Below are 14,501 nucleotides of genomic sequence, written 5' to 3'. Positions count from 1 at the left end.
ACCTGTCATGCTATAGCGTTCGTCCATCAATAATCGGATAGGTTGTTTCCGTTAGGCTCCGGTTAAACCGCCGCCACTATGGTCCTGTCCGACGAAACAAGACGAAGACGGCGTCGGTCGAAAGGGAGCAAGATGGCACATCCTGTTGACGTTCACGTGGGAAAGCGTGTCCGCCACCGTAGGTGGCTTGTGGGTATGACCCAGCAACAGCTGGCGGAAAAGGTTGGAATCAAATTCCAGCAGATTCAGAAATATGAGACCGGCGCAAACCGGGTCAGCGCGTCCCGTCTCTGGGATATTGCCGATGCGCTGGATGTTCCCGTGGCTTTCTTTTTTGAGGGAATCGAAGAAAACCAGCAGGAGCAGACTGCGACCACCTCGAACGAGTCCATCCCTTCGGATCTTCTCGGCGACAAGGAAGCACTCGATCTGATCCGCTCGTATTATGCGATCCCTGAAAATCAGCGTCGCCGCCTGTTCGAACTGGCGCGCGTTCTGTCAGACGTCGCTTGAGCACGTCGCCTGCCTGCGGTAGCCCTTGACGGGCTGCTTGCTGCAGGAGGCGTTCCATGACACAGTTTTCCACGTCCGACGCAGCCGACCTCTGGTCGGTGGCCGAACGTATGGCGGATGCCGCACGTGATGCGATTCTTCCGCATTTCCGGTCGGTTGGACTCACCGCCGACAACAAGGTTGCGGGCGGGTTCGATCCCGTCACAATCGCAGACCGCGCGTCTGAAACTGCGATGCGCGAGGTCCTGGCCGACCTGCGCCCGCAGGACGGAATTCTGGGCGAAGAACATGGCACGGTGGAGGGCACCAGCGGTCTGACATGGGTGCTCGATCCGATTGACGGCACGCGCTCCTTCATCAGCGGCACGCCAACCTGGGGTGTGCTGATTGCCCTGTCCGACAGCACGGGTCCGGTCCTCGGCATGATCGACCAACCCTATGTAGGCGAACGTTTCATGGGTGGTTTGGGACGCTGCAACTGGACGGGTCCGGGGCGCGACGGGACGCTTGCCACAAGGCAGACATCGGCGCTGGCGGATGCCACGCTCTTCACAACTTTCCCGGAAATCGGCACCGACGACGAGCGCGTCGCGTTTCAGCGTGTCGCCCGCGAGGTCAAGCTGACGCGCTATGGCTGCGACTGTTATGCCTATGCGCTGCTGGGCGCCGGACAGATCGACCTCGTGATCGAAGCCGGGCTGAATGCCTATGACGTTCAGGCGCCTATCGCCGTCATCGAGGCGGCGGGCGGTGTTGTCACCCAATGGGACGGCAGCCCCGCCCATGACGGTGGCACGACGCTTGCCGCTGCCACGCCGGAACTGCACGCCGCCGCGATGGCGCTTCTGAACGGCTGACACGCGCACCGATCCGCGCTACACCTGACTCCGCCCGGGCGAGTCCTTCCGCTCCTTTTCTGTCGCCCCGGCGGGTTATCCTCACCGAAAAGGGCACGATTTGTGTGGAGGGAACGGCATGGCCATCCTGATCAAGAACGCCACAACCATCCTGACGATGGACACCGCTCTGGCAGAGCTGGCACAGGCGGACATCCGCATCGAGAACGGTGTCATCACGGAAGTCGGCAGCGGGCTGACCGGCGCGGAAGAGACCATTGACGCCAAAGGCTGCGTGGTTACGCCCGGCTTGGTCAACACCCATCACCATCTCTACCAGACCCTGACCCGCGCGGTGCCGGGCGGGCAGGACGCGCTGCTTTTCGGCTGGCTCCAGACGCTGTACCCGATCTGGTCGCGCTTTGGCCCCGAAGAGATGTATATCTCGGCCCAGATCGGATTGGCAGAACTGGCTCTGTCTGGCTGCACGCTGACCTCTGATCATCTCTACCTCTACCCGAACGGCGCGCGCCTTGATGATACAATCGCCGCCGCACAGGACATCGGGATGCGCTTTCACCCGACACGGGGTGCGATGAGCATTGGCGAAAGCGATGGCGGGCTGCCGCCGGATTCGCTGGTCGAAAACGAAGCGGCGATCCTCGAAGACTGCATCCGCGTGATCGACGCCCACCACGACCCGCGCGAGGGCGCGATGGTTCGGGTGGGCGTTGCGCCCTGTTCCCCCTTCTCGGTCAGCCGCGACCTGATGCGCGATGCCGCCCTGCTGGCGCGCGACAAGGGGGTGATGCTGCACACCCATCTGGCCGAGAACGACGAGGACATCGCCTATTCCAAGGCGCAGTTCGGCTGTCGCCCGGGCCAATATGCCGAAGATCTCGGCTGGACCGGGCCGGATGTCTGGCACGCGCATTGCGTCAAGCTCGACGGGCAGGAGATCGACCTTTTCGCCAAATCCCGCACCGGGGTGGCGCATTGCCCCTGCTCCAACTGCCGGCTTGGGTCGGGCATCGCCCCAATCCGTGCCATGCGCGATGCCGGTGTGCCGGTCGGTCTGGGTGTCGACGGGTCGGCCAGCAACGACGCTGGCAATCTGGTGGCCGAAGCGCGTCAGGCGATGCTGCTGCAACGGGTGGCCAATGGCGCCAACGCCATGAGCGCGCGCGAGGCGCTTTACATCGCCACGCGCGGCGGGGCCGAGGTGTTGGGCCGTCCGGATTGCGGCCAGATCGCGGTTGGCAAGCGCGCCGATATCGCCATCTGGGACGTGACCGGGGTGGAAAGCGCCGGAAGCTGGGACCCGGCGGCGCTGCTGCTCGCCGGACCGACGCGGGTCAAACACCTGCTGGTCGAAGGACGCCAGATCGTGCGCGATGGGCATGTGACCACCATTGACCTGCCCAACGTCGTTGAACGGCAGAATACCCTTGCTCGGGCACTGATGGGATGAGCGGCCAAAGCTTTTCGAAAAGCATTGCCAGATGCTTCGAAGCATCTGGCACCGCGCGCCTGATTTGTTAGTGTCGCTGCAAACCTATGCAGACCGAGGGGCCGAGCCGATGACACGCATCAAGACCACCCATGTCGGATCGCTGCCGCGCACGCAGAAAGTGGTGGATTTCATCTTCGCCCGCGAGAATCGTCAGGACTATGACCACGCCGCTTTCGATGCCGCGATGACCGAAGCCGCATCAGACACCGTGCGCCGACAGGTCGAGGCCGGGATCGATATCGTGTCGGACGGCGAAACCTCCAAGATCAGCTACGCCACTTATGTGAAAGACCGCTACACCGGTTTCGACGGCGACAGCCCGCGCAACGCTCCGGCCGATCTCAAGCTGTTTCCGTCTTTCCTCGAACGGCTCAAGGACGATGGCGGCACGCCGAAATACGCGCGCCCCATGTGTGTGGGCGAGGTGAAGTCCAAAGGTCAGGGCGAGTTGGAAACCGATATTGCCAACCTCAAGGCCGGGATGGCGGCGCATGGCGCAACGGAGGCGTTCATGAACGCGGCCTCCCCCGGTGTGATCTCGCTTTTCCAGCAGAACCAGTTCTACCCCACCCGCGACGCCTATCTGGCAGCGCTGGCCGATGCGATGCGCGACGAATACCGCACCATCGTGGACAGCGGGCTGATGCTTCAGCTCGACTGCCCCGATCTTGCGCTGTCGCGGCACATGATCTTTACCGATCTGACCGACGCCGAATTCGTCAAGATCGCCGAAAGCCATGTGGAGGCGATGAACCACGCGCTTGACGGGATCGACCCGGCGCGGGTGCGGGTGCATATCTGCTGGGGCAATTACGAAGGTCCGCATGTCTGCGATATCGACATGGACACGGTCTTCCCGACGCTGATGAAAGTGTGCGCGGGTCAGGTGCTGTTCGAGACCTCGAACCCCCGGCACGCACATGAATGGACCGTGTTCCGCGACCGCAGATCCGAGATCCCCGAGGACATGGTGCTGGTCCCCGGCGTGATCGATTCGACAACCAATTTCGTCGAACACCCCGAAGTGGTGGCGCAGCGGATCGAACGCTTTGCCGAAATCGTCGGCCCAGACCGCGTGATCGCGGGCAGCGATTGCGGTTTCGGCACCTTTGCAGGTTTCGGCGCGGTGGACCCGAATATCGCCTATGCCAAGCTGGCCACGCTGGCCCGCGGCGCGGCTTTGGCGTCGGAGCGGCTGTAGACGATGGCAGAACCGGTTGTCTTTCTGCCGGGCATGATGTGCGACGCGCGGCTTTTTGAGCCGCAGATCCGTGCGTTTTCCGCCACCCATCCGGTCATGGTGGCACCGATCACCCAAGGCCAGCGGATTGAAGAGATCGCCTCTGGCCTCCTGCCCCTGCTGCCCGCGAAATTCGCACTGGCGGGCCTCAGCATGGGCGGCATCGTGGCGATGGAGATCCTGCGCCGCGCGCCGGAACGGGTTCTGCGGGTGGCATTGATGGACACCAATTGCCTTGCGGAAACGCCGCAGGTCGCCGCAAATCGCGAGCCGCAGATCGTCAAGGTGAAGTCGGGCAAGCTGACCGAGGTGATGCGCGACGAGTTGAAGCCCAACTACCTCGCCCCCGGTCCGCGCCGTCCGGCCGTGCTGCAAACCGTGATGGACATGGCGCACACGCTGGGCCCGGATGCGTTTGTCCGGCAATCCCGCGCGTTGCAGCGGCGCCGCGACCAGCAGGGCACCCTGCGCCGGATCCATCAGCCGACGCTTGTCCTGTGCGGCGCGCATGACGCCTTGTGCCCGGTCAAACGCCACAGCGTCATGGCGGAACTGATCCCGCATGCGCGGCTTGTCGTGCTTGACGATGCCGGCCATCTGCCGACCCTTGAAACCCCGGACGAGACCAATGACGCGCTTTGGGAGTGGCTGCACCAGCCCTATGTTCTGCGATGATGCATCGGATTGGCGCGTGCCGATCCGATGGAGCAGCCCCCGCCCCTCGCAAATCCGGAAAAAGCAGACAAACCGCACGTGGCCCTGTCGCATGGTGATTGACCGCACAGGGCGCTTGCCCTACGCCACCTCTCGCGCGGAGGGCCGGATGGCCGCCCCCTCGGGGGAGGAAAGTCCGGACTCCCTGAAGCAGCGGTGCCGGGTAACGCCCGGGCGGGGCAACCCGACGGAAAGCGCCACAGAGAACAGACCGCCCCGGTCCGCCGGGGTAAGGGTGAAACGGTGGGGTAAGAGCCCACCGGGGGGCTGGCAACAGCCCCCGCACGGCAAGCCCCACCGGGAGCAATGCCGAATAGGGGGATCGCGCCGCGCGTCGGCAGGGTCGCTTCAGCCCAGATCCCCGGGTTGGCAGCACGAGGCCGGTGGCGACACCGGTCCCAGAGGAATGGTCATCTAACCTTGGGGAAACCCAAGGGGGACAGAATCCGGCTTACAGGCCCTCCGCGCGATTTTTCGGAACATTCGGCAAAGAAGCGACGCAAGAAGGGTTGACTCACCCGTGCGCGCGGGTAGAAGGCAGCCTTCATACTGGAATTTACGGGCAGGCCTTGCCCGGTGCAGGAGACGACCCATGGCGAAGCCTACCACAATCAAGATCCGCCTGAACTCGACTGCGGGAACGGGTCATTTCTATGTGACCAAGAAAAACGCGCGGACGATGACGGAAAAAATGTCTGTGCGGAAGTACGACCCCGTCGCGCGCAAGCACGTCGAGTACAAGGAAGGCAAGATCAAGTAAGCCTTCCGTTCACACGGACAGTGAAGAAAAGCCGCGCCGGGCTGATCCGGGCGCGGTTTTTTCGTTTGCGGAAGGGTTCAACCCCTGAGGCCGAACCCTTTCGTGAAAGCGCCCTTCGAAAAAACCACCATTGATTGCTCCGGCTTATGCCGGCCTTTTTTGCATCTTGCAGCTATTTTCGCAAAAAAACTGAAAATTTCGATTTTTCTGCCAGAGTCAGCGACGGAGTCTTGCCCTTGGTCCGTTTCATCTATGTGGATGGTCCCACCAACGGGCCGCCGCGCAGTATCAACTTGTTTTGTGCCAATACGAAGAGGGACCATATGACTATCGGGAAAAACGCTAAAAAATCGAGGATTTTCAGAAGGCTCGGCATTTCCTTCCAGACAGCGGCCATCAGTGGTCTGTCCGTGTTTGCAGCTTTTGTTGACCCAGCAAGCGCTCATGAAGACATCACAAACGCCATTCTGACGGATCGAGCTGCAAATTGTACGGCATATGCCGATACCTACTCGGCCCAGGCCACGGACGTGCAGAACGCGCGTGAATTCGATGCGTCGGTCTCGATAAGTGTGAGCGGCGACCACTGCTCCATCACATCCAACGCGGTTCCCAATCATGACTTCAACGCCACAGGGCGGTTTGTCACCCCGCTTTCCGAACAGAACCAGGCGTACTCGGTTCCTGCAAATCCCACCCTCGCAGCCCAGCCAACGGCCTTGAGCCTGCAATATGACAATGCGGTTTTTCTGAACGGCGTGAAACTCGACCTGCTTGCGGCAGGGTGTTTCGGCGTGGGCAACGGTCGGATCGGGTGCAACGACATGACGGCGCCCTATCGCTATGATCCAATGGCGCCGGGTGCCGGGTTTGGTGCCGATGAGCACAACGCCCATACGCAGCCCGATGGCGCCTATCATTATCACGGCAATCCGATGGCGCTGTTCGAGCAGGAAAACCCGACATCTGCCTCTCCGGTCATTGGCTTTGCCGCGGATGGCTTTCCGATCTTCGGGATTTACATCGACGATGGCGGCACAATCCGAAAAGCGACAAGCAGCTATCGCCTCAAGATCGGCACACGCCCCGGTGGCCCCGGAGGGACATATGACGGAACCTTTGTCGATGATTGGGAATATGTCGACGGATACGGTGACCTGGATCGGTGCAACGGGATGACTCAGGATGGCGTCTACGGCTATGTCGTCACCGAGACCTACCCGCATGTCATGGCCTGTTTTTCAGGCACTCCGGATTCGTCGTTCATGAAGCGGCGCCCGTAGGTCGACCTGTCGCTCACCTGCGGGTGGCCCGGGGATCATGTTGGCGGCATCGGCTCTGTGCTGATGCCTGCCAGCATCCGAATGGAACGATCGAACGCGGCGCGTCAAAACCTCAGCGCCGCCGCTCGCCCATCACCCAAACCCCCGACACCGCGCGGTCGTCCCCCATCATGATCGTCGGGAACACCGCTTCCCAGATATCCGCGGCCCTCGCGCTGCGCTGCGCAATGGCGGGCGTTGATCCCAGATCCAGCGTAATGAAATCCGCCTCAGATCCCGGGGCCAAAGTCCCCACGCGGTCCGCGATCCGCAAAGACCGCGCCGAGCCTTCGGTCGCCAGCCACAGCAAGGTCGACGGGTGCAGCGCCACGCCGCGCAGTTGGGCAATCTCATAGGCTGCCGCCATCGTGCGCAGCATCGAAAAGGACGACCCGCCGCCGGTATCGGTGGCCAGCCCCACGCGCTGCCCCTCTGCCGCCAGACCCGCCATGTCGAAAAGACCCGACCCGATGAAGGTGTTGGAGGTCGGACAATGTATCAGAGCCGCGTCGACCTCGCGCAGCCGGTCGCGTTCACGCGGTTCAAGATGGATGGCATGGCCGTAAAGGCCATTGGCCCCCAGCAACCCATGCGCCTCATAGGTATCAAGGTAATCCCTCGCCTCGGGGTAGAGCCCGCGCACCCAGGCAATCTCGTCGGTCTGTTCGCTCAGATGCGTCTGCATCAGGCAGTCGGGGTGTTCGGCCCACAAGGCCCCCAGCGCCGACAGTTGTTCGGGGGTCGAGGTGGGCGAGAAGCGCGGCGTGATCACGTAGGACGCCCGGCCCTGCCCGTGCCAGCGCCCAAGCAGCGCCTTGCTGTCGTCATAGGCCGATTGAGCGGTATCCAGCAGCCCGTCCGGCGCGTTGCGGTCCATGCAGGTCTTGCCACCCAGCACCCGCATCCCGCGCGCGTTGGCGGCGCTGAAATAGGCGTCCACGCTTTCGGGGTGGATCGTGCAATAGCTGCACATGGTCGTCGTGCCATGCGACAGCGCCAGATCAAGGTACCGCCCGGCGATCTCGGCAGCGTAATCCGCATCGCCAAAGCGCATTTCCTCGGGGAAGGTATAGGTGTTGAGCCAGTCGATCAGCCGCTTGCCCCAGCTCGCAATCATGGCGGTCTGTGGGTAGTGCACATGCGCGTCGATGAAACCCGGCAGGATCAACGCCTTCCCATGATCATCGACCCTCGCCTGCGGAAAGTCGCGGCGCAGATCGTCTGCCGTGCCGCGCGCCAGAACGTGCCCGTCCTGCACAGCGATCCCACCGCGCGCATCAAATCGCGCCGCCTCCGGCCCTTCGACCATAGGGTCCCCTGCAAACCAGAGGGTCTGCCCGAGATGAATCGTGATGTCTGACATGGAAGCGCTCTTTTTGACACGTGCGCTGTGAACCTATCTCGTGATCCGGAGTTGGTAAATCGCGCGGACGCTCTGTTTTCTCCCGAGCCGATTGCGTAAAGAATGACCGCACAACACAGCGAGGGGGCAGGATGAGCGAAGACCAAACCATCGAGGCACCCGAGGTCGAAGAGACCGAAGACGCCTACAGCCTTGGCCGCAAGGCGGTGGCACAGATTCTCTATGCCGTTGATCTGGAAGACCGCGATCAGCTCGTAGAGCTGATGGACCCGCTGCACCCGGCGGATATTGCCGACCTTCTGGAGCAGATCAACGCATTCGACCGGATGCGGCTGATCAAGCTCTATGACAAGGAATTCGACGGGGACATCCTGTCGGAACTCGATGAATCGATCCGCGAGGAAGTGATCGGGATCCTGTCGCCTGAGGTTCTTGCCGAAGCGGTGCGCGAGCTCGACAGCGACGATGTGGTCGACCTCCTCGAAGACCTCGAAGAACAGCAGCAGGAAGCGATCCTCGACGTTCTCGAGGATAGCGACCGGGTCGCGGTGCAGCAGTCGCTGACCTATCCGGAATATTCCGCCGGTCGTCTGATGCAGCGCGAGGTGGTGATGGCCCCCGAGCATTGGAATGTCGGCGAAGCCATTGATTACCTGCGCAATACCGACGATTTGCCGGAACAGTTCTACCACATCGTGCTGGTCGATCCGCGCCTGCGCCCGGTAGGCAATGTCACGCTGGGCAAGCTGATGGCGTCGCGCCGCGAGGTGCTGCTCAAATCGCTGGTCGAAGACACGTTCCACGTGATCCCGGTGCTGCAATACGAAGGCGATGTCGCCTATGCGTTCAACCAGTACCACCTGATCTCGGCCCCCGTGGTCGATGAAAACGAACGGCTGGTCGGTGTCATCACAATCGACGACGCCATGGCGGTTCTCGACGAAGAGCACGAGGAAGACGTGCTGCGTCTGGCCGGTGTGGACAGTGAAAGTTCCCTGTCCGACCGCGTGGCCGAGACCACCAAGCGCCGTTTCCCCTGGCTGTTCGTCAACCTGATCACCGCCGTTCTGGCCAGCCTTGTGATCGCCCAGTTCGAAGCAGCCATCGCGCAGGTGGTGGCGCTGGCGGTGCTGATGCCCATCGTCGCCTCGATGGGCGGCAATGCGGGCACTCAGTCGCTCACCGTTGCGGTGCGCGCCCTGGCGACCAAAGACCTTACGGGATCAAACGTCTGGCGGGTGATCCGACGTGAGGTGCTGGTGGGTCTGATCAACGGATTGGCCTTTGCGGTGATCATGGGGATCGTCGGCTATGTCTGGTTCGGCTCGACCGCGCTCGGAGGTGTGATCGCGGCGGCGATGGTGATCAATCTGGTCGTGGCAGGGCTTGCCGGAACGGGCATCCCGATCGTGCTCGAGAAACTGGGCATCGACCCGGCGCTGGCCTCGGGGGCCTTTGTGACCACCGTCACGGACGTGGTCGGGTTCTTTGCCTTCCTCGGCCTCGCCGTTGTGGTGCTGCTGTGACGCTGGAAGAGCGCAAGGCCGCCGCCCGCAAAGCCGCCTTTGCCCGCCGCAAGGCAGCGCACGAGGCCGGGCACCGTGGCGCGGCCGGACATCTGAGCGAGGTTCTGGCGGGCTATCGGGGCGTTCCGGTCTCGGGCTACCTTCCGATCCGGACCGAGATCGACCCCCTGCCCGCCATGTCAGAAGCCGCAGCGCATGGACTTGTTGGCGTGCCGGTGATCCGCGGCGCGGGGCAGCCTCTGGTCTTTTCGCAATGGGAACCCGACTGCGCCTTGGTCGACGGCCCCTTCGGCGTGTCCGTACCTGCGGTGGAACGGCTGATTACCCCCGAAGTGCTGATCGTCCCACTGGTCGCATTTTCCCGCGCGGGCGGGCGGCTGGGCTATGGCGGCGGGTTCTACGACCGCACGCTCGAAGGCCTGCGCGCCCAGCGCCCGACCCTCGCCATCGGTTTCGCCTACGCCGCGCAGGAGGCGGACGACCTGCCCCTTGAGCCGACAGACCAACCGCTAGACCTGATCGTGACCGAGCGGGAGGTTGTTGAGGTGGGACGGTCATTCTGACGGCGAATGGTTTGTGCTTGTGTCTGGTGTGCGGACAATATGAACATGCGTCTAAGCATGCAGGCCGCCGAGTAGATCACAGCAAAACCGATCCCGCGCTTCAATATCGTCTGAATGGGCGATCCAGTAACGATCCAACACCATCGTTCCGACAGGTACGATCTCTGCCGCGATCTCTCTTGGTGTGGTCTCGTCGATACGACCTTCTGCCCAATCATGAAACGCCGATGAGTATCGAACAGCCGCACGGCCAGTCGACAGGTCGAGTGTTCCCCCTTCTGCAAAGAATGTAAGATCGTCCCCCATCTCTTCCCCGATAAGCGAAAGCCGCGCTCCGAGACGGTGCTTGAGGATGGCAACGAAGACGATTGCCGCGGAGAAGGTGAATTTGTCGACAAGCACGCAAACCTGGCGATCGTCCGAACCCTCCGATACCGCGTCGATCAATGGCAAGGTTCTAAGAAAGTTGCCGCCGGTATTTCCTCGGACATCAATAACAAGCGGAGTTTCAGGGCGCATGCTCACGCAATTTGCCGCCTCGGAAACCGCGTTCGAAAAATCCGTTTCACCGGGATCGAAGAAACTCGGAAGTACCATCAACAACCCGCGCTGGCCGAAATCCCTTTTCTCCAGATAAGTCTTTGGAGACCAGAACGCGTCGGCTTTGCCATGCTCGTTTCGTGGATAAAGCGCCGATCCGGAAACCCGATCATTTGTATCCGGAGCAAGCTCGCTGATACGTCCTTTCGAATTGCAAAACTGATATTTGATTGTGCCGCTGCCCGAAAACACACCCAATCGTACCAATGCTTCCGGCCAAGCGAAAAGGATCGGCCCGATAACGCGTCTTCGTTGTCGTGTACCAGCTAGAAATGCCTCGGCGGCGGCCTCGATTTCGATCACTGGAATGCCATTGATGGACATCAGTGCGCTGCCGATTGCCCCTGCATAACCTGATGGGGCACCAAGCAATCGGATATCTGCGCCGATACTAACAAACCTGAAAGGCAGGACACTGATGGCATTATTCGGGATCAGACGTGTATGCCCGTTTTTCGGAAGAGCCAAAAGCCGCATCACTGACAGGATGAACGCATCCTTCGAGCATGCGAGTGCATTCTGCCGGGCTTCGTTGAGGTGACGATCTATGTCCGCGCGTTCGATTGCCCGGAAGCTGGGGTCTATCGCAAGGACCGTTCTCTCTATTTCTTCAAGGTCATGGAGCATCGACATGGGCGCCGCGCTTGCCAGACATCACCCCGTCCTCGGCCCGTTGTAATCGGCGTCCGACACGTGTTCCTGCCAATCCGCGGTCCTGCCATCGACAGCGGTCTGAACCGCCAGATGGGTCATCGCGCAATCCGGGGACGCTCCGTGCCAATGGCGCTCGCCGGGCGCGAACCAGACGGTGTCGCCGGGGCGCAGCACCTGCACCGGCTGACCTTCGGTCGCGGCCCATCCCAGACCGGATACGATATGCAAAGACTGCCCCGCCGGGTGCGTGTGCCACGCAGTCCGCGCGCCGGGCTCGAAGGTCACCATCAGGATCTTGACGGCGGACTCGTCATCGCCCGAGACAACCGGATCCATCCGGACGGTCCCGGTGAAATAGTCAGGGCTGGGCGTAAGCGAAGGCCGGTCCCCGGCGCGGTGGATTTTCATGGCAGGCTCCTCTGTCTGTCTCTGGCTGAAATAACGCGGTTGCGTTGAATGGAAAGTCTTGCAGCTCGGTCGGGAAAAGCCCTCACCGATCCTGCGGTGCGATGCCGCGCAAAAGCCGGCTCAACTCTTCGACCTCTTCGGCGGTCCAACGGGAATGGACCCGTGTGGTGCTCGCCGGCTGATGACCCAGACCAAGCGTCTTGCCCACGCGATGCGCCCCCTTGGGCCGGATCGGGCGTGGTGTGAAACCACCACCGCAGGTCGCGCAGACATTGTGCAGCACGGTTTCGACGCAATCGGAGCAATAGGTGCATTCATAGGAACAGATGCGCGCATCTTCGGCATCGGGCGGCAAATCCTTGTCGCACCATTCGCAATTCGGTCTGAGTTCAAGCATGGGGACATCCACGGTTGGTCTTCACATGACCCGACCAGACCCCGTCCACCCCCGCGTGGCAAGCACGATGATCAGGCTGTGCCGGTTTTCAACCACGCCTCGGCTGCATCGCGCTCGGACAGATCGAACGCGTTGATGTCGAAACCGGGGATCAATGCGCCTTCCACCTCGGCTGCTGTGCGCAGCCAGGCGGCATCGCTCAGCACCGCGCAGCGGTCAAACCGGCCCAGCAGGCCTAACAGCTTGGGCAGGCGCGCCATCTCGACGGCGATGGCGCCAAGATCAGGAAAGGCGAAAGACGTGATCGTATAGAGCATCGTGCCCTTGTTCACATCCTGCGACAGCTCAAGCAGATCATCGAGTCCCTTGGCCATTTCCTCCGAAGAAACCCTGCCTGAGAGTTCTATGTCCACGCGGTTCGGTTCCGGTTTGGTGATGGTCAGCATGGTCCCCTCCTTATGCTGGAGCCCGAGTCCACACCAAAAGGCGTTCAGGTGCCATGACCCAGGTCAACCTAGGCAAGACGCCGCCGCATGAACACTGCGGGAAAGGTGATACCGGGGCGCAGCGGAACCTCGATCCCGGCCTCCGTGACAAAGCCCAGGGATTCGTAAAACGGCACCGCAGTCCGGGTGCTTTGACAATGCAGCTGTGTCATCCCGCAGGCATGGGCGTGCAGGATGACATACTCCATCAACTGTCGCCCGATGCCTTCGCGGGTGCGACGGTGGTCGGTGACGACATGGCGGACATGTCCGATACCGCGCTGGCCCGGACGACCGCCCGGAGCCTGCATCGTCCAGCCGCCAGCTCCGACGATATCCTCACCGTCGCAGATGACGAAATACGTCCCCGACGCGATCAACCCCGGTTGCGCTTTCGAGATCAGCGGCACCGCCGTCACCAGAACCGAAGGCGGGTAATCGGGCTTGAGCAGTACCGGGTAGCTTTGCCCGAACAGCCGATCCAGCGCCTCGATATCCGAGGCTTCAGCGGTGCGAAGGGTCAGCGTGGCATCAGGCATGGCGGGCTCGTCCTAGGATGGCATTGGCCGAGAGGTAGCGCGCCGCCATGATCGCACCAGCCCGAGCCGGCCGGTCTGGAGGCGAGCGCCTACGCGCCGGTCCAGGTCGGCCCGGCCGGATCGTCGGTCGATCGCACCCGGTACATCGACGCCTCGCCGGTCATCGCGGGCGTCAGGCTGTGCGGCAGGCCAGGCGGAACTGCGGCCGTGTCGCCGGGGTTCAACGCCGTGTTGCCACCATCCCAGCTCAGCCGCCAATGGCCCCGCACGGGCATCAGCACCTCGTGGCTTGCGACAGAATAGCGGTTTGCAGGGATCGACCCGCGCGTGATGAAATCCACGCCAAAGCCGGGACGGTCCTTCAACCGCCCCTCAGGCCCGATCACCTTGGCTGGCTGGCGGTCGGCCAGCGCCATCAGATCCCAGTAGCGGGCGACATAACCGGGGATCACATCCGCAGTCGTGGGTTCTGGAAACGCCTTCAGTTCGTCGTCGGTGAGCAGCGGCATCGGCTTGACCCCCTCGGGCAGCGCCTGCCCCTTCTTGGTGTCGTAAAGCTTGCCGTTCTCGCCCAGCACCAGCCCGTGATCCTTGGCATCCTCGATCACCTGCGGTGCCCAGATCACCCCGCCGCCCGCATCGTCGCCACCGAGGATGGCCATGATCATCCCGTAATCCGTGCCGATATTCTCGAACCCCCGGAAAATTCCGGTCGGGATATTGAATATGTCGCCCTGCTCGAGCACGACTTCCCCAGCCTTTCCCCAGCGCCCCCAGAAGAACCGCCACCGCCCCGACAGCACAAAGAACACCTCCGCCGTGCGGTGGCTGTGCAGCGAGTTTCGGCATTTGGGCGGCTGGCCCGCAGCCCCGATATTGAACCCCGGCGTTTCGGTGATGTGGACGTGCTGATCGGCACTTTCCGACACTCCGCCGCCGATGATGGTAAAGTTTTCCTTCTGGTTGCTTCCGGGCGTATGGGCGTCGATGAAGGCAGTCCGACAGGGGCGCAGGTCGCCGTATCGGACAATGCGGGCTTCCATCTCTTGCGGGGTCATTGGTCGGTCC

General features: G+C 62.2%; 16 protein-coding genes and 1 other RNA gene. 10 read left to right on the top strand and 7 right to left on the bottom strand.

Going from position 1 to position 14,501, the window contains the following annotated elements; genetic code table 11:
* The first annotated feature begins 132 nt into the window (after positions 1 to 132).
* The 8 genes from MGEO_RS15590 (at position 133) to MGEO_RS15555 (ending at position 6,859) form a co-directional block, all read left to right on the top strand.
* Positions 133 to 513 carry a helix-turn-helix domain-containing protein gene (locus MGEO_RS15590; RefSeq protein WP_085639858.1) on the top strand — a complete coding sequence of 127 codons (381 nt, stop codon included), beginning with the start codon at positions 133 to 135 and terminating at the stop codon, positions 511 to 513.
* 56 nt (positions 514 to 569) lie between these two features.
* On the top strand, positions 570 to 1,370 hold the full coding sequence (gene hisN / locus MGEO_RS15585) for a histidinol-phosphatase (protein WP_198948118.1): 801 nt from the start codon (positions 570 to 572) through the stop codon (positions 1,368 to 1,370).
* Between the two features lie 118 nt (positions 1,371 to 1,488).
* Positions 1,489 to 2,820, top strand: a complete 1,332-nt coding sequence (locus MGEO_RS15580) for an 8-oxoguanine deaminase (RefSeq protein ID WP_085639855.1) — start codon at positions 1,489 to 1,491, stop codon at positions 2,818 to 2,820.
* 109 nt (positions 2,821 to 2,929) lie between these two features.
* Positions 2,930 to 4,063, top strand: a complete 1,134-nt coding sequence (locus MGEO_RS15575) for a cobalamin-independent methionine synthase II family protein (RefSeq protein WP_085639928.1) — start codon at positions 2,930 to 2,932, stop codon at positions 4,061 to 4,063.
* 3 nt (positions 4,064 to 4,066) lie between these two features.
* The gene (locus MGEO_RS15570; RefSeq protein WP_085639853.1) at positions 4,067 to 4,777 is read left to right on the top strand and encodes an alpha/beta fold hydrolase; all 711 of its coding nucleotides are present in this window, start codon (positions 4,067 to 4,069) and stop codon (positions 4,775 to 4,777) included.
* A 136-nt stretch (positions 4,778 to 4,913) separates the two neighbouring features.
* An RNA gene (gene rnpB / locus MGEO_RS15565) (RNase P RNA component class A) lies at positions 4,914 to 5,286 on the top strand.
* 122 nt (positions 5,287 to 5,408) lie between these two features.
* On the top strand, positions 5,409 to 5,576 hold the full coding sequence (gene rpmG, locus MGEO_RS15560; RefSeq protein WP_050927593.1) for a 50S ribosomal protein L33: 168 nt from the start codon (positions 5,409 to 5,411) through the stop codon (positions 5,574 to 5,576).
* A 146-nt stretch (positions 5,577 to 5,722) separates the two neighbouring features.
* Positions 5,723 to 6,859: a YHYH protein gene (locus MGEO_RS15555; RefSeq protein ID WP_085639850.1), complete on the top strand. Its 1,137-nt coding sequence runs from the start codon at positions 5,723 to 5,725 to the stop codon at positions 6,857 to 6,859.
* Between the two features lie 112 nt (positions 6,860 to 6,971).
* Here MGEO_RS15555 and guaD read toward each other — a convergent pair whose 3' ends face one another.
* Positions 6,972 to 8,261: a guanine deaminase gene (gene guaD, locus MGEO_RS15550; protein ID WP_085639847.1), complete on the bottom strand. Its 1,290-nt coding sequence runs from the start codon at positions 8,259 to 8,261 to the stop codon at positions 6,972 to 6,974.
* Positions 8,262 to 8,392: 131 nt separating this feature from the next.
* Between guaD and mgtE the strand changes: the two genes are divergently transcribed.
* Together mgtE and MGEO_RS15540 are read left to right on the top strand one after the other, a co-directional pair.
* Entirely contained in the window at positions 8,393 to 9,787 is a 1,395-nt protein-coding gene (mgtE, locus tag MGEO_RS15545) for a magnesium transporter (RefSeq protein ID WP_085639844.1), read from the top strand.
* Entirely contained in the window at positions 9,784 to 10,350 is a 567-nt protein-coding gene (locus MGEO_RS15540; RefSeq protein ID WP_085639841.1) for a 5-formyltetrahydrofolate cyclo-ligase, read from the top strand. The genes mgtE and MGEO_RS15540 overlap by 4 nt, the downstream gene beginning before the upstream one ends.
* A gap of 51 nt (positions 10,351 to 10,401) precedes the next feature.
* On the opposite strand, the gene MGEO_RS15535 is transcribed toward MGEO_RS15540, so the two are convergent.
* From MGEO_RS15535 to MGEO_RS15510, 6 genes are all read right to left on the bottom strand, one after another.
* Positions 10,402 to 11,583, bottom strand: coding sequence for a S41 family peptidase (locus MGEO_RS15535; protein WP_085639838.1), 1,182 nt, complete (start codon positions 11,581 to 11,583; stop codon positions 10,402 to 10,404).
* A 21-nt stretch (positions 11,584 to 11,604) separates the two neighbouring features.
* Positions 11,605 to 12,012 (bottom strand): (R)-mandelonitrile lyase, encoded by a 408-nt coding sequence (locus tag MGEO_RS15530; protein WP_085639835.1) that lies wholly within the window; start codon positions 12,010 to 12,012, stop codon positions 11,605 to 11,607.
* 82 nt (positions 12,013 to 12,094) lie between these two features.
* Complete coding sequence (locus MGEO_RS15525) at positions 12,095 to 12,409, bottom strand: DUF1272 domain-containing protein (protein WP_085639832.1); 315 nt, start codon at positions 12,407 to 12,409, stop codon at positions 12,095 to 12,097.
* A 71-nt stretch (positions 12,410 to 12,480) separates the two neighbouring features.
* The gene (locus tag MGEO_RS15520; RefSeq protein ID WP_085639829.1) at positions 12,481 to 12,855 is read right to left on the bottom strand and encodes a SpoIIAA family protein; all 375 of its coding nucleotides are present in this window, start codon (positions 12,853 to 12,855) and stop codon (positions 12,481 to 12,483) included.
* Positions 12,856 to 12,923: 68 nt separating this feature from the next.
* Positions 12,924 to 13,433, bottom strand: a complete 510-nt coding sequence (locus MGEO_RS15515) for a GNAT family N-acetyltransferase (protein ID WP_085639826.1) — start codon at positions 13,431 to 13,433, stop codon at positions 12,924 to 12,926.
* 89 nt (positions 13,434 to 13,522) lie between these two features.
* Positions 13,523 to 14,491 carry a cupin domain-containing protein gene (locus tag MGEO_RS15510; RefSeq protein WP_085639823.1) on the bottom strand — a complete coding sequence of 323 codons (969 nt, stop codon included), beginning with the start codon at positions 14,489 to 14,491 and terminating at the stop codon, positions 13,523 to 13,525.
* Positions 14,492 to 14,501 lie beyond the last annotated feature (10 nt).

Origin of the sequence: Marivita geojedonensis, from assembly GCF_002115805.1 — a bacterium.
Lineage (GTDB): Bacteria > Pseudomonadota > Alphaproteobacteria > Rhodobacterales > Rhodobacteraceae > Marivita > Marivita geojedonensis.
Note: the sequence above shows the minus strand (reverse complement) of the source record. Positions and strands in the feature narration are given on the sequence as shown.

Coding starts and splice junctions, on each gene's coding strand:
- MGEO_RS15590 (WP_085639858.1), top strand. CDS start 133: ATGGCACATCCTGTTGACGTTCACGTGGGAAAGCGTGTCCGCCACCGT.
- hisN (WP_198948118.1), top strand. CDS start 570: ATGACACAGTTTTCCACGTCCGACGCAGCCGACCTCTGGTCGGTGGCC.
- MGEO_RS15580 (WP_085639855.1), top strand. CDS start 1,489: ATGGCCATCCTGATCAAGAACGCCACAACCATCCTGACGATGGACACC.
- MGEO_RS15575 (WP_085639928.1), top strand. CDS start 2,930: ATGACACGCATCAAGACCACCCATGTCGGATCGCTGCCGCGCACGCAG.
- MGEO_RS15570 (WP_085639853.1), top strand. CDS start 4,067: ATGGCAGAACCGGTTGTCTTTCTGCCGGGCATGATGTGCGACGCGCGG.
- rpmG (WP_050927593.1), top strand. CDS start 5,409: ATGGCGAAGCCTACCACAATCAAGATCCGCCTGAACTCGACTGCGGGA.
- MGEO_RS15555 (WP_085639850.1), top strand. CDS start 5,723: ATGCCGGCCTTTTTTGCATCTTGCAGCTATTTTCGCAAAAAAACTGAA.
- guaD (WP_085639847.1), bottom strand. CDS start 8,261: ATGTCAGACATCACGATTCATCTCGGGCAGACCCTCTGGTTTGCAGGG.
- mgtE (WP_085639844.1), top strand. CDS start 8,393: ATGAGCGAAGACCAAACCATCGAGGCACCCGAGGTCGAAGAGACCGAA.
- MGEO_RS15535 (WP_085639838.1), bottom strand. CDS start 11,583: ATGTCGATGCTCCATGACCTTGAAGAAATAGAGAGAACGGTCCTTGCG.
- MGEO_RS15530 (WP_085639835.1), bottom strand. CDS start 12,012: ATGAAAATCCACCGCGCCGGGGACCGGCCTTCGCTTACGCCCAGCCCT.
- MGEO_RS15525 (WP_085639832.1), bottom strand. CDS start 12,409: ATGCTTGAACTCAGACCGAATTGCGAATGGTGCGACAAGGATTTGCCG.
- MGEO_RS15520 (WP_085639829.1), bottom strand. CDS start 12,855: ATGCTGACCATCACCAAACCGGAACCGAACCGCGTGGACATAGAACTC.
- MGEO_RS15515 (WP_085639826.1), bottom strand. CDS start 13,433: ATGCCTGATGCCACGCTGACCCTTCGCACCGCTGAAGCCTCGGATATC.
- MGEO_RS15510 (WP_085639823.1), bottom strand. CDS start 14,491: ATGACCCCGCAAGAGATGGAAGCCCGCATTGTCCGATACGGCGACCTG.